Origin of the sequence: Limnobacter sp., from assembly GCF_036405155.1 — a bacterium.
Taxonomy (GTDB): Bacteria; Pseudomonadota; Gammaproteobacteria; order Burkholderiales; family Burkholderiaceae_B; genus Limnobacter.
The window spans coordinates 171,879-196,455 of the sequence record NZ_DASWYD010000003.1; the positions used below are offsets into that span (position 1 = coordinate 171,879).

The window sequence follows — 24,577 nt, forward strand, 5'->3', positions numbered from 1 at the left end:
CCACCCTGCGGAGAAATGATGATGGCGAGCATTCTTGGAATTCAGGCGAAAGCCGCGAAGGAGTATGCCCCGGTGGCGGCGGTCGAGGCCACCGGGGCCAATGAGGCAGGCAGTGAGAATACACCTGCACTGGTGGCGGTAGAAGGGGGTGGTGCAGGTTCCAGCCTTGGTTTGAAAGCCAGCACGGCCAGTGCGCTAGTGCAGCCTTTGGGCTTTCGGGCACGGTTTTTGATGGTTGGTCGCAAGCAATTGCCGGGTGTGTTGTTGGCCATCATGTCCATCTCAGCCCTGTTGCTGTTCTGGCACTTTGCCACCTTGTACAAGTGGAACTTCTATATTCGTTTTACGAATGTGCCTTCGCCCGAAGCCGTGTTCAGCAACTTCGTGAGCATGGCGGGCGACCACCGGTTTCAAACCAACATTGGCATGAGTGTGAAGCGCATTCTGGAAGGCTTTGCGATTGCAACCCTGCTGGGTGTGGCCTTGGGCTTGGTGTGTGGTCGCTTCAAAATTCTTCGGGGTTTGCTCTTTCCAGCCCTTGAGGTGTTGCGGCCCATTCCAGCCATTGCCTGGGTGCCCATCTCGATCATGTTGTGGCCCACCACCGAGACCAGCATTGTGTTTATCACTTTTATTGGTGCTTTCTTTCCCATCTTCATGAACACCATGGCAGGGGTCAAGGGCGTGGACCCGGTGTTGCTACGTGCCGCACAGGCCTTGGGTGCCAGCGAGTTCACGGTGTTGACCAAAGTGGTGTTGCCAGCGGCGTTGCCCAGTGTGTTCACCGGTTTGGCGGTGGGCATGGGGGTGGCCTGGGTATCGCTGATTGCTGCGGAAATGATTTCCGGCCAGTTTGGTGTGGGCTATTTCACCTGGGAGGCCTATTCGCTGATTGAGTATCCCAACATTGTGTTGGGCATGGTGGTGATTGGTGTACTGGGCCTGTTGTGCAGTGGCGCCATTGTGTGGGTGTCACGCTTGTTGATGCCTTGGTTAAGCCTGGCTGGAAAAGGGAGTGAGCGATGAATGCACGGGATGATTCGGTGGCCACAGGCCACATTGACTTGCAGCACATTCAGGTGACGTTTACCCAGCAGGGCAGCCAGTTCACAGCGGTGTCGGATGTGTCGCTGCATGTGGAGCCCGGTGAGTTTGTGTCGGTGGTGGGCCCATCCGGGTGTGGTAAATCCACTTTGCTCAACATTGTGGCGGGCTTTCTTAAACCCGACGCCGGTGTGGTCACCATGGACGGCAAACCGATTGCCGGGCCAGCGGCCGAGCGCGGCGTGGTGTTTCAACAGTATTCCCTGTTCCCCTGGTTGAAGGTCCGTGAAAATGTGGAGTTTGGCTTGAAGCTTCAGGGCATGTCGCGCCATGAGCGTGAAACCAAAGCACGAACGCTGTTGGGCTTGGCGGGCCTGCTGCCTTTTGAGAACCACTACCCCGACCAGTTGTCCGGTGGCATGAAGCAACGTGTGGGCATTGTGCGGGCACTGGCCACTGGCCCCCGGGTGTTGTTGATGGACGAGCCTTTTGGGGCACTCGATTCCCAAACCCGGGTCGTGATGCAGGAAATTCTGACCCACATGTGGCAGCAATGGAAAATCTCGGTGCTGTTCATTACCCACGACATTGAAGAAGCCATTTTTCTGTCCGACCGGGTGTATGTCATGACAGCCAGACCAGGTCGAATCAAGGCGGAAATCCCTGTGGATTTGCCACGCCCCCGAACACCAGCCATGACGGCTTCCCCCGTGTTCACGGCCTTGCACCGTCAACTCAAAAGCCTGATTCGGGAGGAAAGCCTAGCCGCCATGGGGGGTGAGCTGGATGCCAGTAGCTTGTCGGCCAATTGGCATTTGGGTGAAGAGGGTGTGGAGGCCTTGCGGTGAGTGGCCTGCACAACTTGCCACCCACCAAGGTGGTGAACCACCAACAAGCGGGTTTGCTGATGCTGAGTTGGGCGGATGGAACACAGAGCGAAATACCGCATGCTGCGCTGAGGCGCGCTTGCCGCTGTGCAGCATGTGTGGCTGCTCAACGTAAAGGCTCAACACTTGAGCCCGAATTTAAGTCGAATGTTGCTGTGCGAATACAGTACCTGGATGTGGTGGGGCACTATGCGCTCACTTTTACTTTTGATGATGGACATCAGCGGGGCATTTACCCTTGGGCCTATCTCCACGAGTTGGCCAAGCAAACAAGCCCTGCACACACAGGAGAAACACCATGAGCAGTTTGGCTAAAGAAACCGTGTTGGAAGTGCACCACTGGAATGAGTCTTTGTTCAGCTTTAAAACATCGCGCAACCCGGGCCTGCGGTTTCGCAATGGGCACTTCGTGATGATTGGCCTTGAGCAGGATGGCAAGCCGCTGCTGCGGGCCTACAGCATTGCCAGTGCCAATTACGAAGAGCATTTGGAGTTTTTGAGCATCAAGGTGCCTGATGGGCCTTTGACGTCGAAATTGCAACACTTAAAACCCGGTGATCAATTGATTGTGGGCCAAAAGCCGGTGGGCACGCTGGTGATTGACGACCTGAATGATGGTAGGAACCTTTACCTGCTGGCAACAGGCACTGGTTTGGCCCCGTTCATGAGCATTATTCGTGACCCCGACACCTACGAGCGTTTTGAAAAGGTGGTACTGATTCATGGGGTGCGCACTGTGAGCGAGCTGGCCTATTCAGACTTTATTCAGCAAGAGTTGCCCCGCCAGGAATTCATTGGCGAATTGGTGCAAGAAAGATTGTTGTATTACCCCACCGTGACCCGCGAACCCTATCGAAACCGCGGGCGCCTCACGGACTTGATCGTGAGCGGCAAACTGTTTGACGACCTGAAGCTCGATGGCTTGGACGCCGCGAAAGACCGCGCCATGATATGCGGCAGCCCCAGCATGTTGCAAGATAGCTGCCGTATTCTGGATGAGCGTGGGTTCAAGATTAGCCCCCGGCAAGGCGAACGGGGCGATTATGTGATTGAACGGGCTTTTGTGGAGAAATGAGGTGATGAACTAGGGTGCCGATAGGAAGGTGTGCAGGCTGGGGATGTCATTGGACACCACATCATCAATGCGCCACTGCCCATCTTCCTGAATGAAGTGCAGCAGTATGGGTGTGGTGGGCGAGCGGTCTTCCCATTTAATCTGAAGCGTCAACCACTGCGGGGGTTTGCCGTCTGTATCGGTTATGGTCACGCTTTGAATGGCGCCCGTGTCTTGACAGTTGCACAGGGGTTCAAAGTCCAATCGGCCCAGCTCACCGGGGCCAGCCGATGTTTGGTCTTTTTTGATCAAGGTGCTGAGGGCTTTGGAATAAACGGTGTCTGCACGGTTGATGCTGGAGTTGTCTGCTTTGGCTGACAGGTATCTGTCTACCAGTGCCTGTGCCTGCGCCTTGGGTGTGGTTGCTGAACATGCAGCCAAGCCGAGCAGACAACATGTCACGAGAATTAAGTAGCTACGTAATGTTATGAAAGTCATTGTGGGGCGTATTTGAACAATTGGACTGATGGTTTAGCCTGACGATATTTCGGACCACCCCACATATCATTCTGTTTGAAATCTGAATACCAGTCTTGTCCGTCAAACATCGCGATATGTCCATGAGGTCCGCCACCGGGGACAGCAGGGATAACAGCGATATCCCCACGACTAGGCTGATAAACTTTGCAAGCCCAACGGCCAACCAACATGTCACCGGATAATTGATGTTCAACGAATCCAGCAGCAGCAAGTGTAGGCCCGTAGTCCTTTGCGGAAACAGGGGGGTGGTCTAAATTGAAGTTGCCTGCTTTTGGGCTAATCGAATAAATTTGGCACACTTCCCGGTCGAACCGGCTTCTGCATTTTTGCGGAGATATTGAAGGGTTGAATCTAAGGAACCAGCCATATTTGAATTTATTGAAGATCCATTCCAAGCATGCAAGCTATCACTCAGTTCATTAATCCGTCAAAAGCTACCTCTGTTGAGCGAAAAAAAACCGGCCTAATTAGCCGGTCTTTTTGATTCCTAGGGGCTTATTTACCCAAATAGCTGCAGCAGTAGTCGGTGGGGGTTTTCACCTTCAACTGGAACTTGGCATCGGCGGGTACTTCAAAGGACTGACCACCCTGAATGGTTTGCCAGCCTGTGCCGGGCAGGCAAACATCCAGCTCACCAGCCAGAATTTCCATGATTTCTTTCTCGGATGTACCGAACTCGTACTCGCCTGGCAACATCAGGCCCAGTGTTTTTTTGCTGCCATCGGCAAACAACACGGTGCGGCTGCTCACTTTGCCGTCAAAGTAGATGTTGGCGGCCTTCACCACGGTCACGTTTTCAAATTGGCTCATGTTGCAATCCTGTGTGTGCATTTAGAATGGCGAAATAATGCCTGAAAATTCAGGCCACAACACACAGACCTGAACAATTCAGGCAGGAGCTTGCGCACCATGGGCTTTGTCCGGCAAATTCAATCGGTTGTGCGCGCAGACTGGGGCTTGCTGCGCCGCTATCCACGGCTTCGGCTGTCGGCTTTTGGGGTGTGTTTCATCCCTGCGCTGTATGCCACCATTTACATTTCCAGCATGTGGGACCCGGAGTCCAAAGCGCCCCAGTTGCCGGTGCTGATCGTGAATCACGATGCAGGCACTGCCTACAAAGGCGAGCCCATCAATGTGGGCAAATCCCTGACGGACAAATTGCAGACGGATCGCAAACTGGGTTTTATTCTGGAACCGGATGAGCAGAAGGCGCGCGCCATGGTGCGGGACGGCGAGGTGGATTTTGCACTCATCATTCCCGAGAACTTCAGCGCAGAGGCCGTGGGGGCCAGCCGCAGTGGCGCTGGCGAACTGGTGGTATTTACGTCCGAGGGCAACAATTACACCGGTGCCAATGTGGCCAAAAAGTTTGCGCCCGAGGTGTCGCGCCGTTTGAACGAATTGCTCAATGAACGCCGCTGGACCAAGGTATCGGAAATTGCAGCCGATTCAGAAATCAAGGTGGCCAAATTAAAGGAAGGGGTGAGCGCACTGAATGCGGGGGCGGCACGCTTGAAGGCGGGTCTGGAGAAGGCCTCGGAGGGTTCTACCCAGCTGAATGCAGGCTTGGGCAAAGCGCGGGATGCGGGTGTAAAAATCAGTGCCGGTGCGGGGCAGTTGCGCGACTCGGGCTTGAAAATCACCGACGGCATGAAGCAGTTGGGCGGCGGCATTGCCCAAATGAATGCCAAGCTGCCTGCAGACGCCGACCTTGCTGCACTGAAGGAGGGTGCCACCAAAGTGGCCGAGGGCAATGCCCAACTCAGCCAGGGTTTGGGCGAGTTGAAAGCAGGCTCTGTGCGATTGACGGATGGTCTCACGGAGCTCAAAACCAAAACTGCAAGCATTCCATTTTTTGGCACCAAAGTGTCCAACGGCGCTGCACAGCTGGAAGAGGGCTCCATCAAGCTGGGCAATGGCTTGGGCAAGGCCAAAGGGGGCAGCGACAGCCTGGCCGATGGCAGCGCGCGGGTGCGCGATGGGGTGGTGAAGTTGTCCGATGGCATGGGGCAATTGGCCGGTGGCATTCGCACCATGCACAGCAAAATGCCCGCCGCCAGCGACCTGGACCGCTATGGTGATGGACTCAACACCTTGGCCGGCGCCACAGGCCAGTTGTCGCAAGGCCTGAATCGACTGGAAGAAGGCTCGGGCAAACTTGAGAATGGCTTGGCGCAATTGGCCGATGGGGCCGGCCAACTGTCCAATGGTCTGAACCTGCTCGACGAAGCGGTGCCAGCCAAGCTCAACATTCCAACCATTAACCCGGCTGGTTTTTCGGCAACGGTGCAAACCCGGGTTGAGGTGGCTGCACCCGTGCAAAACAATGGCAGTGCGTTCGGCTCCAATTTCATTCCGTTGTCGCTGTGGGTGGGGGCGGTCATGACCTCCTTTCTGTTTCACTACCGCAAATTGCCACTCAGTTTGGCGGCACAGGGAAACTGGTCCAAGTGCATCGGCAAAATGTTGATTCCGTCTTTCATTGTGGCGGGGCAGGTGGTCATCATGTTGCTGACGGTGGGCTTGGTGCTGGGCATTTCGATTGCACACCCGGCATTGCTCACCATCACGCTGTTCACGGCATCCATTGTGTTTGTCAGCATCGTGATGGCCCTGGTGCGTTGGTTGGGCGACACGGGCAAGGTGATGGCCGTGCTGTTCCTTATTTTGCAGCTCAGTTCGTCGGGTGCCATTGTGCCCATTCAGTTGAGTGGCGAGCTGTTCCAATGGTTGCACCCGTACCTGCCGTTCACCTGGGTGGTGAAGGCCACCAAGGTAGCGCTGTTTGATGCCTATGACGGCCAGTGGTTGTGGATGTATGCCCACATGCTGCTCACGCCGTTGGTGTTGTGGCCCATCGCAACCTACACCGGGCGGTGGGTGCATGTGCCCGATGAGCAGTATGTACCGGCGCTGGATGTGGTGTAAGCACACCCAGCCGGTGAGCAGACCATCGGCTTATCGATAAAGCGCGCGAATGTCGTCGCTCTGAATGGGCAGCCCGTCCCGGGTTGAAAATTTGCGGGCACTGGCAAAGTGGAAGCTCATGCGTTGAGCCCACTGCGCATCGTCCAGCAAACGCTGGTCTGCGCTGTCGTAACCCGGTTCGCCCGGGTTTTTCAGGAAGCGGTCCATCCAGGCCAATGTGTAATGCAGAATCATCGGCTTGGCCCAGCCACCCACGCAGGCGTTGTTCTCAATCTTGGGGCACCAGGAGCTGGCGGGCAGCACCGGGCCGGGTGAGTAGTCCAGGTGTGTGGTGCCTGCAATGGTGACTTGCATCACCGGCACATTGGCGGCACTCCACTGCTTATATCCACCGAGGTGTTCATCCCGGGCCGGGTTGCGTACAAAGGGCACTGGGGTAAAACCATATTCTGAGGTAAAGCCCAAAGCGGGCACGCGGGCGCTGACGGGTGGTGCGCCGCTTGGGCCTGTCAGTGGATTGTCCACCGGCAATGCGGACGCACCACTGGATGGCGCCAGGCTGGTCAGGGTGGCTGAGTTGGGCGCACTGCGTGAGCCCAGTGCATCCCAAGCCACGATGACCTTCACGGGGTTGGTGGGTGTCACCAAGCCAGGCCAGGGCAGAGAGTCTGCAGCACCATAGCTTTGCACCCAGGTTACGCCACCGGCGCCATAGGAGTGTCCGGCAATCCCGATTCGGTCCGCATCCACGTTCGCATTGAAGGGGTTGAAAGATGCTGTTTTGGTGGGGTAAGTGCCTCTGCAAGTGGCTTCATGCGGGTAAGGTTTGCTGGGGCTGGACAGCAAGAAATCAATGTCATTGACCAGCCCTTGAAAAAACACGGCACCGTTGAAGTTTCCGCCCTGTTCGCCCGTGGGGGTGGATGCGTCCGACAAGCCTTGCCCACGTGGGTCGTTGGTCAGCACCACATAGCCCGCCCGCACAAAGGCTTGCACGGCCCACCAGTAGAGTTGCTCGCTGGCCTGTACCGAGCCGTTTTTGATCACAATGGCCGGCAGGCGAGCGTTGCCTGCATTGCGGGGCCGCCACACATGGCCGGAAATCCGCGCGCAACCCTGGTCGTAATACACCACGGGTTGCACCTCGGCTTCTTGTTCATAGAAATTTTTTCCATCGGGCCCATCCACACCGGGGTAGCGGAAGGGGTCACCCACGCAGGGCCCAAACCCTGCTGCACACAAAGGCGTTACCCCGGTGTTGCCGAATGCGGGTGGCAGTACCCAGCTGGGGTCGCTGATGGAGCGTTGCAGCAGGTTTTGCAGGTTGGCCTGGTTTTGGGCCTGCAGGCGTTGCAAAAAGGCGGGGTTCAGTTGTTCCCGGTTGGCCTCATAGGTGTGGGCCACATTGGTGGCCTCGCATTGCGCAAACAGGGTGGACGGGTAAGCAGCGTCGTCGCAACTCAGGTCCAGCTTCAGGTTTTGGTTGGCTGGGTTCACCTGGTTACTGTTGACCGTGGAACCCGCTGCACTGGTGCGGCTGTCGGTCGCAGGGGTATCGCTGCCATTGCAGCCGGCCAACAGCACCAGCCATGAAAGGAACAGGGCGGGTAAGGCTGCACGGCGAATAACGGGGGTGGGCAGAGGGGTCATGGCGTTTGGCGAATCGCATCATTCAAACTCAATGAAAGGTTTACTCGCCAAGTGTGCAAAAAGATTCAAACCGACAGGCGTTCATGTCGGTTTTTGGCTCCAGACACGGATTCCGCAATATTTATTCCGTCATGTCAGTGAGTTGATAGCTCACCTTGCCGCCCGTCATGAATGCGCCACCACCCGCCACTCTTTCCTCCCGATCAAATTTCACCAGGCCCACGTTGGGGCAGTACCACTCGTGTGTGATGAGTGGCACATCGGTGAAGCCCGTCACTGGGCTGGTGTACAGGCGCAGGGACGCCTCGCCTTTCACCTGAATGCAGCCTTTGAATGTGCCATAGGGCACCTCCACGGTTTCGTTAACAGCCACCACGCTGAAGCTCATCAGTGCCTTGTGGCTGTGCACCAGGTTGTTGGGAAACTCGCTGGTTCTGCGCAGCAGAAAGGGCGCTGTAAAGCCGCCATCCCACTGAGTACCCGGCTTGAGCGGCATTTTCAGGATGGTGCGGGGTGAGTTATCCAGAGTGGCTTGCTCCTCCACATCGGTTCGGCTGGCCACGCGGTACACCGATTTGGCATCTCGTTGTATGTAATACTCCGCCCCCTGAATGCTGCGCCGTACCCAGGTGGCTTTACCGTCCAGCTCCACCTTGCGGTCCACACTCAGGGTGATTTCCGGATCAATGTCGCTGTCGGTCATGTCCGTTTCCACCTGGTAGGTCCAACTGCGCCCCACGGTCAGTGGGAAGTATCCCAGGGTTGGGTCATCCCGGTCTGCCAAGCCTGCTGTGGGGCCCATGTGTAGCCAGGTCCAATAGCCCAGACCTGCCGCCAGCACGGTGCCCAATGCAGCAAATTTCAACTTCGCGGCCAATTTCAACGTCGTCATGGTCGGGTTCTCACTTCTCGGGCAACTGGGGGGATGGCAGGTCGGACAGGCGAATGCGGTCCGCTTCAGCTGCGGCATTGCCACTCAGGAAATTGTTGCCTTTCGGCCCTTTGCGTGGCTTGACGGTGCCCATTTGCGAGTTGCCGTTGCGGGCTTTTTTCATGGCTTCTGAGAACAGGCTGTGCAAGCCCTTCTCGTAGGCAAATCGATAGGCCCGGGGTTCACCGGCTGGCCGATTGCCTGCAATTTCCTGGACCCACACAAAAATTTCGCCTTTTTCCTTGTTCTTGTTGGGCTCTTCAATCACCGTGGCCAGCAAGACGAAACGCGGCGGAAGGTCATCGGCCGACGCCCAGCCCTGGCTGTTTTTCAACAGGCCATAACCTTCGAAGTAAGCGGCAGAAACAGCCACCACCAATAACAGTTTGTAGCGCGGGCGAATGTTGCTGTACAGGCACATGCACAGCATCAGAAACGCCAGCACGGCAAACAGGATGCTGAGGGCCAAGACCACGGTGGAATTCATTTTTCTGTCCTTTCTACAAGTGTTTTGGGCAAGGTGTTGATGCCGAGTACTTCGCCATTGGGGCCGAGGTTGAATCGAACCGCGGTGCGTTCATCGCCTTTGCGTTCAAGGTCCACCGTGCCATAGAAGATGACTTCTGCACGGGGGTTGACCTTGACCACCGAGACGCTGGCCTGCACGGGTTGTCGATCCTTGGAGTCGTAGTAATGCACGTTGACGGTGTATTCCCCGGCTTCAAAGCCGCGGATGGTCACCACTTCCTGGTTCAGTGGGTTCACCACTTCCTTGCCGTTGACGATGATCACGTCATTGACCATGCCCCGGTCGTCCCGGTCCAGGTGCATCAGTCCGGCGTCCCTGTTGCGAAACCACACCACCTGACCCGCCGGGTTTTCCACCCAGGTGTCGAGGTCGTTTGGGTTTAAGTCGGGCCAGGTCATGGTGATGATGAATTCTGCGTGCGCCGGAATATCGCCGGTCTTGGCAAATTTCGGGTTGAAGGCCAGCAAGGCGATCACAAAGCAGAAGACGAAAGCGATCAACATGTTGAACAACATGTCGTAGAACGGGTCGGCCTCAGGCTCCCGTGGCTTTTTTCTGGAGATGCCCACGGTTTAGCGTCCTGCGGGGTCAGCCAGGTATTGCAGCCGGGTTTCAGCGATGTGAATGGCTTTGGCGGTGAGGCTGTCTGCAAAACGGTCCAGGCGCATCAGCTGAAGCCCCAGCAACATGTTGGCGGCCAAGCCTGTCATGGTGGTCAGCAGCGCAATGCCCAAACCACCGGTCAGTGTTTTGAGCACCGTGGCTGTTTGGCCAGCATCAAAACTGTCCATGGCGCCCAGTTGTAAAGCCAGTATGGAAAAGCCGATCACCTTCCCCAGCAGGCCGAGCTTCAGCAAAATGCCATTCAACCACCATGCCATTTCATGTGGCGCTGCAGCTTGCTCGGCCAGCAGGTCGGTCATCTTCCCATGGTCGCGCCAGTGGGGGCCTTTGGCCAAGGCACCGTTGACAAAGGCCTGGGCCCATACGCCCGTGGGTTGAGCATCGAGCCACCGCTGCGCGGGTTCAATGCCCTGGTCCAGTGACTGTTCAAATTCGTCAAAGGCCCGGCGTTGTCGCGCCAGCTCATGAGCCCGCACGCCTGCCCACACTGTGGCGGCAGTGAACAGGATCACGATGAGTGCGGTGAGGTAAGTGGGGTCGGCTTGCAGCAGGGCTGCCCAGATGCCTTTGTCGAGCAGCAAATAAGCCGCAAACAACAACAGCCCGGCAAATGCAAGCCACAATTCAAAGAGTGGTTCTGTTTGACGCATGTTTCCAAGGGGCGCGAGGCGACCCTGGAATTTTCCAGCAATGGTGGCTTTCACAATATCCTCAACTGCCTGTGGCATGGGTCTGGATGCGTCGGCCAAACCCTTGGATTTTTTATGTGCAGCGGCGCCTCTGTGTGTGGGTGCAAAAGCCCCGGTGGGCGCTCGCTTGCTGTGTTGGATTATTGCATAAAAAAACCCGACCTTGTGGGTCGGGTTTTTCGTGTCACGACAAGCGCCCGGTGGGGCGCCCACCAACCAAAATTTATGCAGCGGCCTTTACCTTCAGGCGCCAGGCGTGCAGCAGGGGTTCTGTGTAGCCAGCAGGCTGTTCCAGTCCCTTGAACACCAGGTCACAAGCGGCTTTAAACGCAGCACTGTTTTCAAAATTGCCAGCCATGGGCTTGTACAGGGGGTCACCAGCGTTTTGCTGGTCCACCACGGCAGCCATGCGCTTCATGGTTTCCATCACTTGGGCTTCCGTAACAATACCGTGGTGAATCCAGTTGGCGATGTGCTGGCTGGAAATACGCAGCGTGGCGCGGTCTTCCATCAGGCCCACGTTGTTGATGTCGGGCACCTTGGAGCAACCCACACCCTGATCAACCCAGCGAACAACGTAACCCAAAATACCTTGGGCGTTGTTGTCCAGCTCCTGCTGCTTTTCAGCGGCCGACCAGTTGGTGTTGGTGGCCACGGGCACTTGCAGCAGGTTGGCCAGAATGCCTGGGCGCTCTGCATCGGCATCAATCTTTTCCAGTTCGGCTTGAACGGCAGCCACGCTCACCTGGTGGTAGTGCAGGGCGTGCAGTGTCGCAGCCGTCGGGCTGGGTACCCAGGCGGTGTTTGCACCGGCTTTGGGGTGACCAATTTTTTGTTCCAGCATGGCTTTCATCAGGTCGGGCATGGCCCACATGCCCTTGCCGATTTGTGCACGGCCTTTCAAGCCACAGCTCAAACCCACCAGCACGTTGTTCTTTTCGTACGCCGCAATCCAGGCGCTGCTCTTCATGTCGGCCTTGCGGATCATGGCGCCGGCTTGCATGGCGGTGTGCATTTCGTCGCCAGTGCGGTCCAGGAAACCGGTGTTGATGAAGGCCACACGGCTGGCAGCAGCGGCAATGCAGGCCTTCAGGTTGACCGATGTGCGGCGCTCTTCGTCCATGATGCCCAGCTTCACGGTGCTGTCGGCCAGGCCCAGCAGCTTTTCAACATGGCTGAACAGTTCGGCCGCAAAACCCACTTCCTTGGGGCCGTGCATTTTGGGTTTCACGATGTACACCGAGCCCTTGCGGCTGTTGCGAATGCCGTTGGCTCCGTTGCCCTTCAGGTCGTGCAGGGCGATGGTGGTTGTGATCACCGCATCCATGATGCCCTCGGGGATCTCCTTGTCGCCGTCGTACAAAATGGCAGGGTTGGTCATGAGGTGGCCCACGTTGCGCAGGAACAGCAGCGAACGACCATGCATGGTCACAGGCTCACCGTTTGCGCCTGTGTATTTGCGGTCACCGTTCAAGCCACGGGTGAATGTTTTTCCGCCCTTGCTGACGGACTCGGTCAGCGTACCTTTGAGAATGCCCAGCCAGTTGCTGTAAGCCACAACCTTGTCGTCTGCATCCACTGCAGCAACCGAGTCTTCCAGGTCCAGAATGGTGGACAGGGCTGCTTCCATGACCACGTCGGCCACGCCGGCTGCGTCGGATGCGCCAATCGGCGTGTTGCGGTTGATGATGATGTCGGAGTGGATGCCGTTGTTCTTCAGCAGCACGGAGGATGGGTTGGCTGCATCGCCCTGATAGCCCACGAATTGGGCAGGGTTGGCCAGTGTGGCCACGCCACCGTTTTTCTGGGCCACTTTCAGTGCGCCGCCTTCAACAGCGTAACCGGCTGCATCTTTGTGGCTACCGCCTTGCAAGGGGAACGACTGGTCCAGGAAGTTGCGGGCAAATTCAATCACTTTGGCGCCACGCACCGGGTTGTATGCACCCGCGCGGTCTGCACCGCCTTCTTCAGAAATCACGTCGGTGCCGTACAGGGCGTCGTACAAGCTACCCCAGCGGGCGTTGGCGGCGTTCAGTGCGTAACGGGCATTCAGAATGGGCACCACCAGTTGGGGGCCTGCTTGTGTGGCCAGCTCGTCGTCCACGTTGGTGGTGGTGGCTTTCACATTGGCGGGTTGTTCAACCAGGTAGCCAATCTTTTTCAGGAATTCCTGGTAAGCGGGCATGTTGGTGATGGGGCCGGGGTTGGCCTTGTGCCAGGCATCCATTTCCAACTGGATGCGATCACGCTCGGCCAGCAGGGCAATGTTTTTGGGCGCGAGTTCCTTGACGATGGCGTCAAAACCAGCCCAGAACTTGGCGGATTCAATGCCTGTGCCGGGCAACACTTGCTCGTTCACAAAGTTGTACAGCTTGGTGGCCACTTTCAGGCCATGAACGGTGGTGCGTTCTGTCATGTCTAGAACCTCAGCAATGGATCAAATTGGGCGCACCCTGCCCGATACAGGGCAGAGCGCCGAAACCGACTATTGTAAAGGAAACTAGGGGTTCACTCGAATGGGGGCTAACCAGAACAGCCCCCGAGTGCAGACCTTTGGGCCTCAGGCCATGGAAAGGCGTGGGCTGGGCACTTCGGCCACCAGCGCTTGCAGGCGCTTGCGCTGGGCTTTCATTTGGCGTTCCAGCGCCTTGAACCGGGCTTTGTAGGCTTTCAGTGTGTCGCCGTTTTTGAGTGAATTCTTGGTGTCTTCATACCAAGCTTCTTTCAGTTTGGCCCAATCCTGCAGTGCCTTGCTGAAATGGTCATACTCCAGGCTCAGGCGTTCTTTGAAGGCTTCCAGCTGGGCTTGAACGGTGGAGGGTTGTGCGTCGAGTTTTTCCTGCGCCCGCTTGAACTGCATGCTGGCACGGGCCTTTTCGATCGCGAATTTGGGGCAGCGTTTCAGGTTTTTCGTCAAGCCAACCCAGGACAAGCTGGCGATCAGCCACTTGGTGGCGTCCAGTTGGTACCAGCGAACGCCGTTGCGGTAGTCATACTGGAACAGGTGGTGGTAATTGTGATAACCCTCGCCGTAGGTGAAGATGGCCAGCAGGTCATTGTCACGGGCTGTGTTTTCATCGGTGTATGGGCGACGACCCCAAATGTGGGCCAGCGAATTGATGAAGAAGGTGGTTTGGTGAGACCACACCAGGCGAAGCAAGCCGCCCAGCAGCAATACACCCCACACGTCACCGGCCAAGTAGCCGATCAGCAGGGGAATACCCAGGTTGGTGCCCCAAGCCAGCGCGTAATAGTGCTTGTGCTGGAACATCACGAGTGGATCTTTCAACAGGTCTGGCGCATTGCTGAAGTTGTCTGCGCCGGATTCATACCGTTTCAGCATCCAGCCCATGTGGGAGAACCAGAAACCGCGCTTGGCAGAGTAGGGATCATGTTCGGGGTCGTCCACGTGGCGGTGGTGGGTGCGGTGGCCAGAGGCCCAAATCAGAATGCTGTTTTGCAGCGTCATGCTGCCAAACACCATGAACACCAGCCGCACCAGCCAATGGGCTTCATAAGTGCGGTGCGCCCACAGCCGGTGATACCCCCCCGTGATGGACATGCCATTCAGAATGGCCAACACCACGAAACTGACCCAAGCTGCGGTCGAAAAGTCGTGAAACCAGGCATATGCAGGAATGACAGTGAGAGCGGCAATGGCTGTGCCAAACAGCACAATGATGGCAGCCCAGTTTTTGGGGCTGTTGGGGTCAACGCGTGTGGTCATGGAGTGTTCGTCATGAATGTTGAGAAGTCAGACCGAATCATACGGATTTCCTGTGACGTTCATCGGACAAACACCTCAAATAATGGGCCTCAATTGCCAGAATCCAACATTTCCTGAACAGGGAAGCGGTGATTTGTCAGCAAGTTACCGATCGGTTTGTAGGGTATTTGAGTTAAACTGCCCAAAATTATTTACATATTGACAATATGTCGAGTCATCCTGTCTTTCCCGGTTACTTCAACAGCCCTTGGCCAACTGAAGATGCTGGCCCTGCGCGTTTACAAAATTGGCCTGGGTTTGGTTGGCCAGAAAATGCACGGTTGCAATTGACCCATCGACGAACCCAACTCTCGACGATGGTGGTGTTGGGCGAACCCGGGGAAGTTTTTTTGCTGACCCATTCGGCCTTGCGGGCAAAGCTCGGGCTGCCAACCACGGCACGGGTGGATCAGATTGACCCGATCACCTTGAAAACCATTCGCCAGTCGCCGCGCTTGCCCGGTGGCCCCATGTGGCCGGGTGGCCTGGCCATGCTGGCTTCCGGAAACATCCTGGTGGTGTATGGTCGCCATGCGCATTTGTTGAACCGGCAGCTGCAGGTCATCGCCCACCGTGAGTTGATGATCGATGAGCCACACAATTCGTTTGTGGTCTTGGACAATGGCTGGGTTGTCACCAAAAACCTGTCGCAAACCACTGCAGCCTGCATTCAGGTGTTGCACCCCGACACCTTGCTGCCCGTCTGCCGGCCCATTCAATGCGCTGAACCATCGATTGCCCGGCTGAGCGCCAGCGGCAACACCGTGTACGTGGCTGGCATGCGCCATTTGTACCGTTACCGTGTGGATGATCAGGCTCAGGGTTTGAGCCTGGACAAAGACTGGATTCCAGACTACATGGGCACGTCCATCAATACCTTTGGTTGGGACATGGTGCTGGATGGACACTCCGCTTGGTTGATGGACAATGGTCATCACCGCTACCTGTTCAAGATGGTGGGTGCAGGGGTGTCTCCCACGGCCAATCGGCTGGTGCGCGTCTCGTTGAGCAATCCCGATCAGGTGTGGCGCAGTGATGTGTCGGGCTTGATGGGGGGTAGTGTGACCAACCCGCCACTGGTGAGTCCGCTCCACGGCGTGGTGTTGGGCTACGACTCTGCCAACACAGTGTTGAAAGCCTGGCGCTTTCAGGCCGATTCCGTGAGAGCTCCCGAACTGTTGTGGAGCAAGTCTGGTTTTGGCTGCGCAAGCCACATGCTGCTCATGGACCGGTCGGGCGTGTTGTGGATCAATGACTATCGGTATTTGACCGAGCACGTGGTTGCACTGGACCTGCAGAGCGGTCATGAGCTGGCCCGCATCAAAACGCCGGGGCACATGCAAGGTGTTGTGTTTCCCTGTCCTGGTTGGAATCGGGATGTCTATTGGGTGTCAATGGACCAAGTCTGCAGGATTGCGTTGACCTAACCCGGTGAACGAGTCCCAACGGAGCAGGTTCACCGGGCCAGGGTGGTCAAACGCTGGGGTGCAGCAAGTGGTTCAAATCCAGTGCGCCGCCCAAAGGGGATTCTGCAGCGGCCGAAGATGCAATCGAGGTTAATTGACCGACCACGGGCAGCGACGACAATGCCGAAGAGGCCTCTGCGCCACCTGCGCCGGTTAACAGTCCAACCGTGCCCCCACCGATCAATTCAGGTGTCGCAACCCCCGATGTGCCCAGCAAATCGGCCACCATGTGGGCCAGAGGTTCTGCAGGTGTTCCTGTGGCCAGGCCATCGACACCATCGGCCACCACGTGCAGCCCACCCACCAAACCACCGCTGAGCGGTTCAACCGGAATTGCATCGCCCCCGTTGAGCACCAGGTTGAGTGCGTCGCCCAGCGGTGCAAGCGGTGTACTGTGCAACGCGCCATCCAGACCGCCACCAAGCCCGGATGCGATGCCTGCGAGGCCACCATCGTTGCTGCCGGTGATGATGGCGTGAAGGATGTCGGCCGCGTCTCCGACCACAGGAACCCCGTCGGTTGCGCTGGCAAACTGATCACTCAAATTCAGGAGCGTATTGGTCACACCGCCCACCGACAGGCCAATCAGACTGTCGCTGCCGCCATTGCCGGCGAGCACGTCGGTGACTGTGTCCACCAGCGTGCCCACCACCGGCACTGGGGCAGTGAGTGCGTCAAGGTGTTCACTCAGATTCTCGACCGTGGCGGTCAAACCGCCTGCGCTATCGGCAGGCGTGATAATGGGGTCGGCTGTTTGCGGATTGTCCACCGGGGTGTCTGAACCACCACCGTCGCCCAGCGCTACAAATGCGGCTGCTGCGCCCGCCGCAGGGAAGAGCAGGCCACCACCAGCACCTGCCAGCAAGCCAGCGCCCACGAGGCCCGTCATACCGTCTGCGCCATCTTCCCCTGCAATCACGGCTGCCTGATTGTCGCCAGCCATGTCTTGAGTGAGGGCCAAATCACCCACATTGTCCGGGCTCACGCGTTCCACCACCACATGGCCATCTTGGCCTGGACTGCGTTCGAGGTGCAACTGGGCCTCCGCACCGCTGGACACTTCCAGCACGGAGGCAATTTGTCCAACAGTGCCCGGTATGCTGACCATGGCGATGGATCCAGGGGTTGAGCGCAGCACGTCCCCGCTGCGAATTTCCATGCCACTGGTCAGTTGCATTGGAGGTTGACCTTCACGAACCAGGGTGACGTTGCCCCGAACGTCCGATGCCTGAGCGATGCTGCCTTGTGTACCGATGTCTGTTGTCATTGTGGTTGTTCCTGTAGAAACATTACCTAATTATGGTTAATCATTTGTAGGTAAAACGCTGACATGGTATCGGAGGAAATTACTACAATCAAGTGAGTGTGTAAAATTTTTTAATGGTTTGATTTTTCGGATTTTCGGCTGGTTTCTGGCAGCGATTGCACGTCAGTGGCGGACGTGGGTACCCACCAGGTCAGCCATGTTGAGTCGCCGTAGTCCCGGTGATTGGCGGTCGGTGACCAACACCACCAGCAACGTCACCACGCCGCCAGCCACGATGGAGGGAACCAGCCCCAGCGCACTGGCCGCCATGCCCGACTCAAACGCCCCAAGCTCATTCGATGAGCCAATGAAGATGCCATTGATGGCCGACACGCGGCCCCGCATGTCATCGGGCGTGCTCAGTTGAAGAATGGTAGAACGCACCACGACCGAAACACCATCGAAAGCCCCAGACAGCAGCAGACACACAAAAGCCATGTGCACCGTGGTGGACAGTCCAAACCCGATAATGCAAACCCCAAAGCCGGCTACACACCACAGCAGGATGGCGCCCGCCTTTTGATCGATGGTGAAGCGTGCCAAGGCCACGCCAACCACAGTGGAGCCAATGGCGGGTGCAGCCCGCAGCAAGCCCAGCATGGCTGGGTCGCCGTGCAACACTTGGGCAATGAAGGCGGGGAGTATCGACACTGCGCCACCAAACAGCACGGCAAACATGTCCAGTGAAAGCGCTGCCAGAATGATGTTGTGGCCAAATACAAACTTAAGCCCTTCCCGAATGCTGCTGAACACGGGTGCCGGTGCTGCTTGCGGCAGTTCGTACACGGTTTTCATGAACAAGCAGGCCAGCAGGGACAAGGCTGCCAACACAGCGGCCAAGCCATACGCGGCAGTGACGCCAAACCCGGCAATCACCAGGCCACTGGCGGCGGGGCCCAGCACCAGGCAAGCCTGAAAGGCGGTGGCACTGACCGCACTGCCACGGGCATACAGTTCACGGGGCAGAACCGAGGCCATCAAGGCTTGGTACAAGGGCCGCACGAACGCCCGGCTGACACCACTCACCCCCACAGCCCCATACAGAAAAGCCACTGTCCAGCTGTGCGGGGTGTGGGTGAAGAAGGCAATGCCAGCCGCCAGCAGGGTATGAATGACCGCGGCCAACACCGTCAGTTTTTGGCGAGAGTAGGTATCCACATAGTGGCCAGCCAGCAGGGCTGTGGCGAAATACGGCACGACCTCGGCCAGGCCCACCCAGCCCAGGGTGAGCACATTGTTGGTCAGGCTGAACACATGCCAACCCACGGCAACTGTCACGATTTGATAGCTCAGGGTGATGCCAATCCGAAAGGCCATCAGGGCGAGAAAGGGCCAATCGGCCAGGGGTGATCGACGAGGGGCAGTCATGCAAGGGCTCTTCGAGTGCAGCGATGGGTTGTGTTAGCGCGTGATCCAGGTTTGCCAGAACAGACCCAGCCAAGCCGACACCACCAGCGCCGTGGAAACACCGCCCAAGGCTGCACTCAGGCGTTGTAGCGGTGGGCCAGCAAAAACAAAGGCATTCACGCCAAAGGCGCGAAACAGGTAGGACAGTGGGTTGACCCAGGCACCGAAGACGAAGGCCCAAACAATCCAGTGCGGCACCTGTGGCAGTTTGAACACTTGAATGTACAGGGTGATGAGCCCCAGCATCAGTGCCAGCATGATCCAGTCCAAATGGGCCGCGCCAATTTGGCGAAGATTCACTTTGACAGAGCCTGGCTTGTCATGAAGGCGTTGAAGGATGCCCAGCATCACGAAGCCCAGCAGGCATGAAAAAGTAATCGCCAGACCGGCGCTGAGCACCAAGGTCTGGCTGGCTAATTCTGAATTCATGGTGTCCGTCCCAACAGTGCAATCGCCCGATTATAGGGCGATTGCAGGGCAGGAACAGGTCATGGGGGAAGGGTTCAGGCTGTCTTGAACTTTTGCAGTGCTGCTTTCAATCGCTGAGACAACTCGGTCATTTGGCGGGCGGCTTGTTCGCTGCTTTCGGAGGCCGAGTTGTTTCGTTGTGCCAGTTCCGTGATTTTCATGACCGCCTCGGCAAAACGCTCGGTGGCAATCTTCTGCTCCCCGGTGCTGTGGGCAATGTCGTTTGCTCGTACGGCAGAGCGTTCAATCAAGGTATCGATTTCGTCAAGTGCCGAGCCTGCCTGATGGGCCCGTTCAACACCCTCGGACACGCCCAGGCGCACCGCAGCCATTTTTTCAACGGCTTGTTCAGTTTGGTGAACGATGTTACCGACGGTGCTCGAAATTTCCTGTGTGGATTGGCTGGTTTGCTCAGCCAGTTTGCGCACTTCGTCGGCCACCACGGCAAAACCTCGACCCTGTTCACCGGCGCGCGCCGCTTCAATGGCGGCATTCAGTGCCAGCAGGTTGGTTTTGTCGGCAATTTCCTGAATCACATTCACGATGTTCAGAATTTGTTGGGAGCTGGAGCCCAGCGATTGAATGACTGCAGCGGATTGCTCCACCTGTGCAGAGATCGTGCTCATGTCGTTCACAGTACCGCCCACCATTTGACGGCCACGAGCTGTTTCTTCAATCACATGGCCACTGGCTGCTGCGGCTTCAGCGGCGTTGTCGGCCACTTGGCACACGGTGGCGTGCATTTCTTCAACCGTGGCCGACATGTTGGACGACGCATCGAATTGTTGCTCGGAGCAATCTTTCGCCACGCGTGCTTGCTGAACCAGGGCCTCTGAGGACTGGGCGATTTCGTCGCAAGCTGTCTCCACACCGCGGATCAGGTTGCGCACCTGTTCGCTGGTTTTGTTCAGGGAGACCCCAATCACATCGATTTCGTTGCGACTGTCATTCTGGGCGTTTTTCACTTGCGCACTCAGGTCGCCTTGACCCAGGCGGTGCAATGCATCGGCCACCTCTGTCAGGGGACGAAGGCGGTTTTTCAACAACCAGAACATGGCACCGGCACACACCAGCGAGGCGAGAATACCAGCCAGAATAATCTGGTTACGCGTGTGGTTGCTGCTGGCCAGAAATTCGCTTTTGGGTGCAGTGACCACCACCAACCATTTCCAGGATTTGGAAAATGCGGTTGAAAGCATGGTGTCGGTGGCAGAGCCATCTTGCAGGTTCACGGCCAGTTCACCCACCTCGGGTTGGTTTTTGATGGTGTCCAGCGTGCTGGCTGCCCAGCTCGAATCCTTGGGCATTTCCAGAATGGTTTTGGATTCCAGGGATGGGTGAAGAACCCACTCACCGCCACCAGTATCATCACCGCCCACGCGAACGATGCCGACCATGCCGGTGTCTGCAATGTGCAGGTTGCCAAACAGTTCGCGGATTTGACCCAGTTCACTGTCCAGGGAGATGCGGATCGACAAGCCTGCAAACACGCGACCTTGAGGATCGCGAATGGCTTTCACTTTGCTGAAGAAATATTTGCCACCACGCACGGTCAAGCCGCTGTAGTCCTTGCCGGCAGACAATGCTGCACCCACGGGGTCGGTCAGTGAAATTTCGCTGCCATGCATGGCTTTGCCGTCCTTGCGCAGCAAGGTGCTGGCCCGGTAAACCTTGCCGTTGTATACCGACAAAAAGGCAATTTCATCGCCTGTCAGTGATTTGAACGAATTCAACAGGTCGGTGTTGCCGTTCACTGGTGTACCCGCAATCATCAATGTTGGCAAGTCACGTCCGTTCGTGTTGATGAGTTGCGCTTGTTCGATCAGGTCGCCAGGCAGCCATTGTTCCAGCAATCGAAACTGTCGTTCTGCGCGGGTGTTGACCGCATCAAAGTAACCATCCAGCACTTTTTGTACTGTTTGGGATTGTTGTTTCAGGTCGGTTCGCGCCCCTTCCATGGCGTCCTGATGACCGGTGATGGTCACCACGGTCGTCAGCACAGCCATGGTGGTCAGAATCACGCCGGCTGAAAAGACGGAAATCTGTTTGGTCAACGATGACCGAGAGAGAATGATCATGGTGTTTTTTCCCCAGTGTCGAGAGTTCCGGGATCGGAATTGTTGGATTGGATGGGTTCGTCATGCCCGGTTTTGAGTCACTGTATGTGAAATAGAGTTAACCCAATCGGTTGAATAAAGCCTTAAAATTGAACAAGTTTTGGGCTACAGTGCAGCCTTGAATGCCACCCCCCGCTATTTTGGGGCTCCCCCACTTTTTAATGAACCTGCCCATGGAATGCCGCGCCCGGTGCGGTGCTTGCTGTATCGCACCGTCCATCACGAGCCCCATACCCGGCATGCCTCAGGGCAAACCTGCAGGGGTGCCCTGTGTGCAACTGGATGAGGCCATGCAATGCCGATTGTTTGGCAAACCCGAGCGCCCTGCATGTTGTGGGGGGCTGCAACCCAGTGTGGAAATGTGTGGGGATGAACGCGAATTCGCGTTGCGCTGGTTGGGTGACCTGGAGCGGTTGACCAAGCCACAGAGCGCTGCATGATTGACCATGCGCGCATGAAGGGTGATCCTAGTCTTGAATGGTTTGTATCGGACACTCCACCCGCTGCTTGAGCGCCTCATTCATGGCAAGGTAAGCCTGTTTAGCAAGGCGAATTTGTGACCACATGGCATGGGCCACTACCCCGGAAAACCGTTCGCCGTGAATGAAACGACACTGTTCCGGTGACAACTCCTCAATGGTGAAATAGTGCTCACCTGCAAACAGCGCCGCCAGCAACGGGTTGTCGGGTGCGCCCCAAGTCAGGTTCTTCCCCTCATCGCACCGTCGAACTTTCGCTGCAAATTTAAACAGCCGTCCATTCACGTGGGCATGGAAGCGGACTGTATCGCCCAACGTGGCGGTTCCGCGAATTCTCGTGATGAACGGGTTCCATTCAGGGAAGTGCTCAAAGTCTGTCAGTGCAGACCAAATGGCTTTTTTACTGGCTTGGATGAGAATGTCGGTTCTGATTTCACGCATGGTGCTTTTGGTTTGGTGGAATACGGCTAGTCACGATGGTGCATTATTTCATGCAACAATGATAGTAGAGACACCGCAGTGTCCACACCCACACAGGAGACCCCCATGAGCACCCACTACCGCGCCTGCCATTTGTGCGAGGCTATTTGCGGCCTGAAGATCGAGGTCAACGACGGCCGTGTGGTGTCAGTCAAAGGCGACGAAAACGATCCATTCAGCCGTGGGCACATTTGTCCCAAGGCTGTCGCCTTGCAGGACATCCATGAGGATCCCGATCGCTTGCGACAACCGGTCTTGAAACGAAACGGTCAGTGGGTTGAAATTTCGTGGGATGAGGCCATCGAACGCGCCTGTGAAGGCCTGCTGGCAGTTCAAACCCAACATGGGCCCAATGCGGTGGGTGTGTACCAGGGCAACCCAAATGTACACAATTGGGGCCTGATGACGCACAGTCCCAATTTTCTGGGTCTGCTCAAAACCCGCAACCGGTTTTCAGCCACGTCGGTTGACCAGTTGCCAGCCCAGTTGATGGCCTACTGGATGTACGGTCACCAACTGTTGTTGCCCATTCCCGATATCGACCACACCGATTATTTCTTGATGCTGGGTGCCAACCCCCTGGCCAGCAACGGCAGCTTGATGACCGTGCCCGATGTGACGCACCGCTTGAAAGCCTTGAAGGCACGGGGTGGACAACTGGTGGTGGTGGACCCCCGAAAAACAGAAACCGCCGAACTGGCCACCCAATACCATGCCATCCAGCCGGGTGGCGACACTGCGTTCTTGTTCGCCGTTATCCAGACCATTGTCTCAGAAGGCCTGGTTCGGGCTCACCATTTGAGCCCGTACACCAAGGGTCTGGATGAGGCCTTGGCAGTGATTTGCACGGTGACACCGGCCATGGCTGCGGCCGACTGTGGCATCCCGGCCGAGCAGATCGTGAACATCGCCCGCCAGTTTGCTGCAGCACCCCGGGCCGTGGCCTATGGGCGCATGGGGGCTTGCACCCAGCGCCATGGTTCGCTGGCCCAATGGGCCATTCAAGTTTTAAACCTCGTCACCGGTAATCTGGATGCAGTGGGTGGGGCTTTGGTCACCCACCCTGCACTGGACTTGATTGCAGCCCCCAACAGCAAGCCTGGCAGCTACGCCCGTTGGCACAGCCGTGTCAGTCAAAGGCCAGAGGCTCTGGGCGAGTTTCCATGCTCCATCATGGCCGAGGAAATACTGACCGAGGGCCCAGACCAAATTCGAGCCATGGTGACCGTGGCGGGCAACCCGGTGTTGTCCACACCCAATGGTCGGCAATTGGACCAGGCCCTGGCCAGTCTGGATTTCATGGTGTCGATAGACCTGTACATCAACGAAACAACACGGCATGCCGACTTGATTTTGCCAACCACGTCACCGTTGGAGCACGACCATTACGACCTGATTTTCAACATCTTTGGTGTGCGAAACCAGGCCAAATACAGCGAGGCCACCTTGCCCAAGCCAACGGGAGCGCTGGACGATTGGGAGTTGATGGACCGCTTGGCCAGCTGCTTTGCAGCCAAGTCGGGCAAGCCCAGCCGGCCTTCCATGCCTCCCCAGATGATTCTCGACATGGGCTTGCAAATGGGCCCGTATGGCATGAACAGCGAACACAAGCTCAGTTTTGCTGCATTGAAGGCCAACCCACACGGCATTGATTTGGGGCCGTTGAAGCCCAGCTTTCCCGACCGTTTGCAAACACCGCACAAGCACATTGATGCAGCGCCCGAGCCTGTGATGCAGGCGGCCCGCAGCTATGTGGATGCACTGGCGCACCAAGGGCAGGGCGGTGAGACAGTGCTTCAGGGCACGCACCGCTTGATTGGTCGACGGCACATTCGCAGCAACAACTCGTGGATGCACAACAGCGAACGTTTGGTGAAGGGGCGCGACCGTTGCACGGCCATGCTTCACCCGGATGATGCAAAGCAGTTGGGTGTAGGTACAGACGGCGCGGTGCGCATTGTGAGCCGAGTGGGCGAAATTCGCCTGCCGGTTGAAATCACCGACACCGTGATGCGCGGTGTGGTCAGTGTGCCGCACGGTTGGGGTCACGACCGGCCGGGTGTACGGCAAAGCATTGCACAGGCCCATGCCGGTGAAAGTTGTAACGACCTCACCGACGAGCGCTGGCTCGATGAATTGTCGGGCAACGCCGCGCTCAATGGTTTGCCAGTGACCGTATTGCTCGCTGATGAATACAGCCCCACCCTTTGAA

23 protein-coding genes are annotated in these 24,577 nt (G+C 57.1%); 8 read left to right on the forward strand and 15 right to left on the reverse strand.

Annotated elements, in window-relative coordinates:
- Window positions 1-21: 21 nt before the first annotated feature.
- Genes VGE55_RS03350 through VGE55_RS03365 form a run of 4 tightly spaced genes read left to right on the forward strand, consistent with a single transcriptional unit; the run spans window position 22 to window position 3,006 of the window.
- Window positions 22-1,026, forward strand: coding sequence for an ABC transporter permease (locus VGE55_RS03350; RefSeq protein WP_331130305.1), 1,005 nt, complete (start codon window positions 22-24; stop codon window positions 1,024-1,026).
- Entirely contained in the window at window positions 1,023-1,892 is an 870-nt protein-coding gene (locus VGE55_RS03355) for an ABC transporter ATP-binding protein (RefSeq protein ID WP_331130306.1), read from the forward strand. Before VGE55_RS03350 ends, VGE55_RS03355 begins: the two co-directional genes overlap by 4 nt.
- Window positions 1,893-1,924: 32 nt before the next feature.
- Entirely contained in the window at window positions 1,925-2,233 is a 309-nt protein-coding gene (locus VGE55_RS03360; RefSeq protein WP_331130410.1) for a DUF971 domain-containing protein, read from the forward strand.
- Entirely contained in the window at window positions 2,230-3,006 is a 777-nt protein-coding gene (locus VGE55_RS03365; protein WP_331130307.1) for a ferredoxin--NADP reductase, read from the forward strand. The genes VGE55_RS03360 and VGE55_RS03365 overlap by 4 nt, the downstream gene beginning before the upstream one ends.
- Window positions 3,007-3,015: 9 nt before the next feature.
- On the opposite strand, the gene VGE55_RS03370 is transcribed toward VGE55_RS03365, so the two are convergent.
- The 3 genes from VGE55_RS03370 to VGE55_RS03380 all read right to left on the reverse strand — a co-directional run bounded on the left by VGE55_RS03370 (window position 3,016) and on the right by VGE55_RS03380 (window position 4,335).
- Window positions 3,016-3,447, reverse strand: a complete 432-nt coding sequence (locus tag VGE55_RS03370; protein ID WP_331130308.1) for a DUF3828 domain-containing protein — start codon at window positions 3,445-3,447, stop codon at window positions 3,016-3,018.
- Window positions 3,448-3,479: 32 nt separating this feature from the next.
- A complete protein-coding gene (locus tag VGE55_RS03375; RefSeq protein WP_331130309.1) occupies window positions 3,480-3,920 on the reverse strand; it encodes a hypothetical protein in 441 nt (146 codons plus the stop codon).
- A 100-nt stretch (window positions 3,921-4,020) separates the two neighbouring features.
- A complete protein-coding gene (locus tag VGE55_RS03380) occupies window positions 4,021-4,335 on the reverse strand; it encodes a pyrimidine/purine nucleoside phosphorylase (RefSeq protein ID WP_331130310.1) in 315 nt (104 codons plus the stop codon).
- 99 nt (window positions 4,336-4,434) lie between these two features.
- On the opposite strand from VGE55_RS03380, the gene VGE55_RS03385 reads away from it, so the two are divergent.
- The gene (locus tag VGE55_RS03385; RefSeq protein WP_331130311.1) at window positions 4,435-6,453 is read left to right on the forward strand and encodes a YhgE/Pip domain-containing protein; all 2,019 of its coding nucleotides are present in this window, start codon (window positions 4,435-4,437) and stop codon (window positions 6,451-6,453) included.
- 30 nt (window positions 6,454-6,483) lie between these two features.
- Here the strand turns inward: VGE55_RS03385 and VGE55_RS03390 are convergent, their stop codons facing one another.
- The 7 genes from VGE55_RS03390 to VGE55_RS03420 form a co-directional block, all read right to left on the reverse strand.
- Window positions 6,484-8,103, reverse strand: coding sequence for a hypothetical protein (locus VGE55_RS03390; protein WP_331130312.1), 1,620 nt, complete (start codon window positions 8,101-8,103; stop codon window positions 6,484-6,486).
- Between the two features lie 121 nt (window positions 8,104-8,224).
- Window positions 8,225-8,995: a hypothetical protein gene (locus VGE55_RS03395; RefSeq protein ID WP_331130313.1), complete on the reverse strand. Its 771-nt coding sequence runs from the start codon at window positions 8,993-8,995 to the stop codon at window positions 8,225-8,227.
- 10 nt (window positions 8,996-9,005) lie between these two features.
- Entirely contained in the window at window positions 9,006-9,521 is a 516-nt protein-coding gene (locus VGE55_RS03400; protein ID WP_331130314.1) for a hypothetical protein, read from the reverse strand.
- Window positions 9,518-10,132 carry a hypothetical protein gene (locus VGE55_RS03405; RefSeq protein ID WP_331130315.1) on the reverse strand — a complete coding sequence of 205 codons (615 nt, stop codon included), beginning with the start codon at window positions 10,130-10,132 and terminating at the stop codon, window positions 9,518-9,520. The genes VGE55_RS03400 and VGE55_RS03405 overlap by 4 nt, the downstream gene beginning before the upstream one ends.
- A 3-nt stretch (window positions 10,133-10,135) precedes the next feature.
- Window positions 10,136-10,837: a hypothetical protein gene (locus tag VGE55_RS03410; protein ID WP_331130316.1), complete on the reverse strand. Its 702-nt coding sequence runs from the start codon at window positions 10,835-10,837 to the stop codon at window positions 10,136-10,138.
- A gap of 262 nt (window positions 10,838-11,099) precedes the next feature.
- Window positions 11,100-13,292, reverse strand: a complete 2,193-nt coding sequence (locus VGE55_RS03415; protein ID WP_331130317.1) for a malate synthase G — start codon at window positions 13,290-13,292, stop codon at window positions 11,100-11,102.
- 144 nt (window positions 13,293-13,436) lie between these two features.
- Window positions 13,437-14,603, reverse strand: coding sequence for an acyl-CoA desaturase (locus VGE55_RS03420; RefSeq protein WP_331130318.1), 1,167 nt, complete (start codon window positions 14,601-14,603; stop codon window positions 13,437-13,439).
- 326 nt (window positions 14,604-14,929) lie between these two features.
- Here VGE55_RS03420 and VGE55_RS03425 point away from each other — a divergent pair, with 326 nt between their 5' ends.
- Complete coding sequence (locus tag VGE55_RS03425; RefSeq protein WP_331130319.1) at window positions 14,930-16,069, forward strand: hypothetical protein; 1,140 nt, start codon at window positions 14,930-14,932, stop codon at window positions 16,067-16,069.
- Window positions 16,070-16,115: 46 nt separating this feature from the next.
- Here the strand turns inward: VGE55_RS03425 and VGE55_RS03430 are convergent, their stop codons facing one another.
- The 4 genes from VGE55_RS03430 to VGE55_RS03445 all read right to left on the reverse strand — a co-directional run bounded on the left by VGE55_RS03430 (window position 16,116) and on the right by VGE55_RS03445 (window position 21,367).
- The gene (locus VGE55_RS03430) at window positions 16,116-17,375 is read right to left on the reverse strand and encodes a hypothetical protein (RefSeq protein ID WP_331130320.1); all 1,260 of its coding nucleotides are present in this window, start codon (window positions 17,373-17,375) and stop codon (window positions 16,116-16,118) included.
- 162 nt (window positions 17,376-17,537) lie between these two features.
- Entirely contained in the window at window positions 17,538-18,782 is a 1,245-nt protein-coding gene (locus VGE55_RS03435) for an MFS transporter (protein ID WP_331130321.1), read from the reverse strand.
- A 33-nt stretch (window positions 18,783-18,815) separates the two neighbouring features.
- Entirely contained in the window at window positions 18,816-19,250 is a 435-nt protein-coding gene (locus tag VGE55_RS03440; protein ID WP_331130322.1) for a hypothetical protein, read from the reverse strand.
- Between the two features lie 74 nt (window positions 19,251-19,324).
- A complete protein-coding gene (locus VGE55_RS03445) occupies window positions 19,325-21,367 on the reverse strand; it encodes a methyl-accepting chemotaxis protein (RefSeq protein ID WP_331130323.1) in 2,043 nt (680 codons plus the stop codon).
- A gap of 212 nt (window positions 21,368-21,579) precedes the next feature.
- On the opposite strand from VGE55_RS03445, the gene VGE55_RS03450 reads away from it, so the two are divergent.
- Window positions 21,580-21,846 carry a YkgJ family cysteine cluster protein gene (locus VGE55_RS03450; RefSeq protein WP_331130411.1) on the forward strand — a complete coding sequence of 89 codons (267 nt, stop codon included), beginning with the start codon at window positions 21,580-21,582 and terminating at the stop codon, window positions 21,844-21,846.
- A gap of 27 nt (window positions 21,847-21,873) precedes the next feature.
- Here VGE55_RS03450 and VGE55_RS03455 read toward each other — a convergent pair whose 3' ends face one another.
- Window positions 21,874-22,326: an SRPBCC domain-containing protein gene (locus tag VGE55_RS03455; RefSeq protein ID WP_331130324.1), complete on the reverse strand. Its 453-nt coding sequence runs from the start codon at window positions 22,324-22,326 to the stop codon at window positions 21,874-21,876.
- A 105-nt stretch (window positions 22,327-22,431) separates the two neighbouring features.
- On the opposite strand from VGE55_RS03455, the gene VGE55_RS03460 reads away from it, so the two are divergent.
- Window positions 22,432-24,576: a molybdopterin oxidoreductase family protein gene (locus VGE55_RS03460; RefSeq protein WP_331130325.1), complete on the forward strand. Its 2,145-nt coding sequence runs from the start codon at window positions 22,432-22,434 to the stop codon at window positions 24,574-24,576.
- The last annotated feature ends 1 nt before the right edge of the window (window position 24,577 follow it).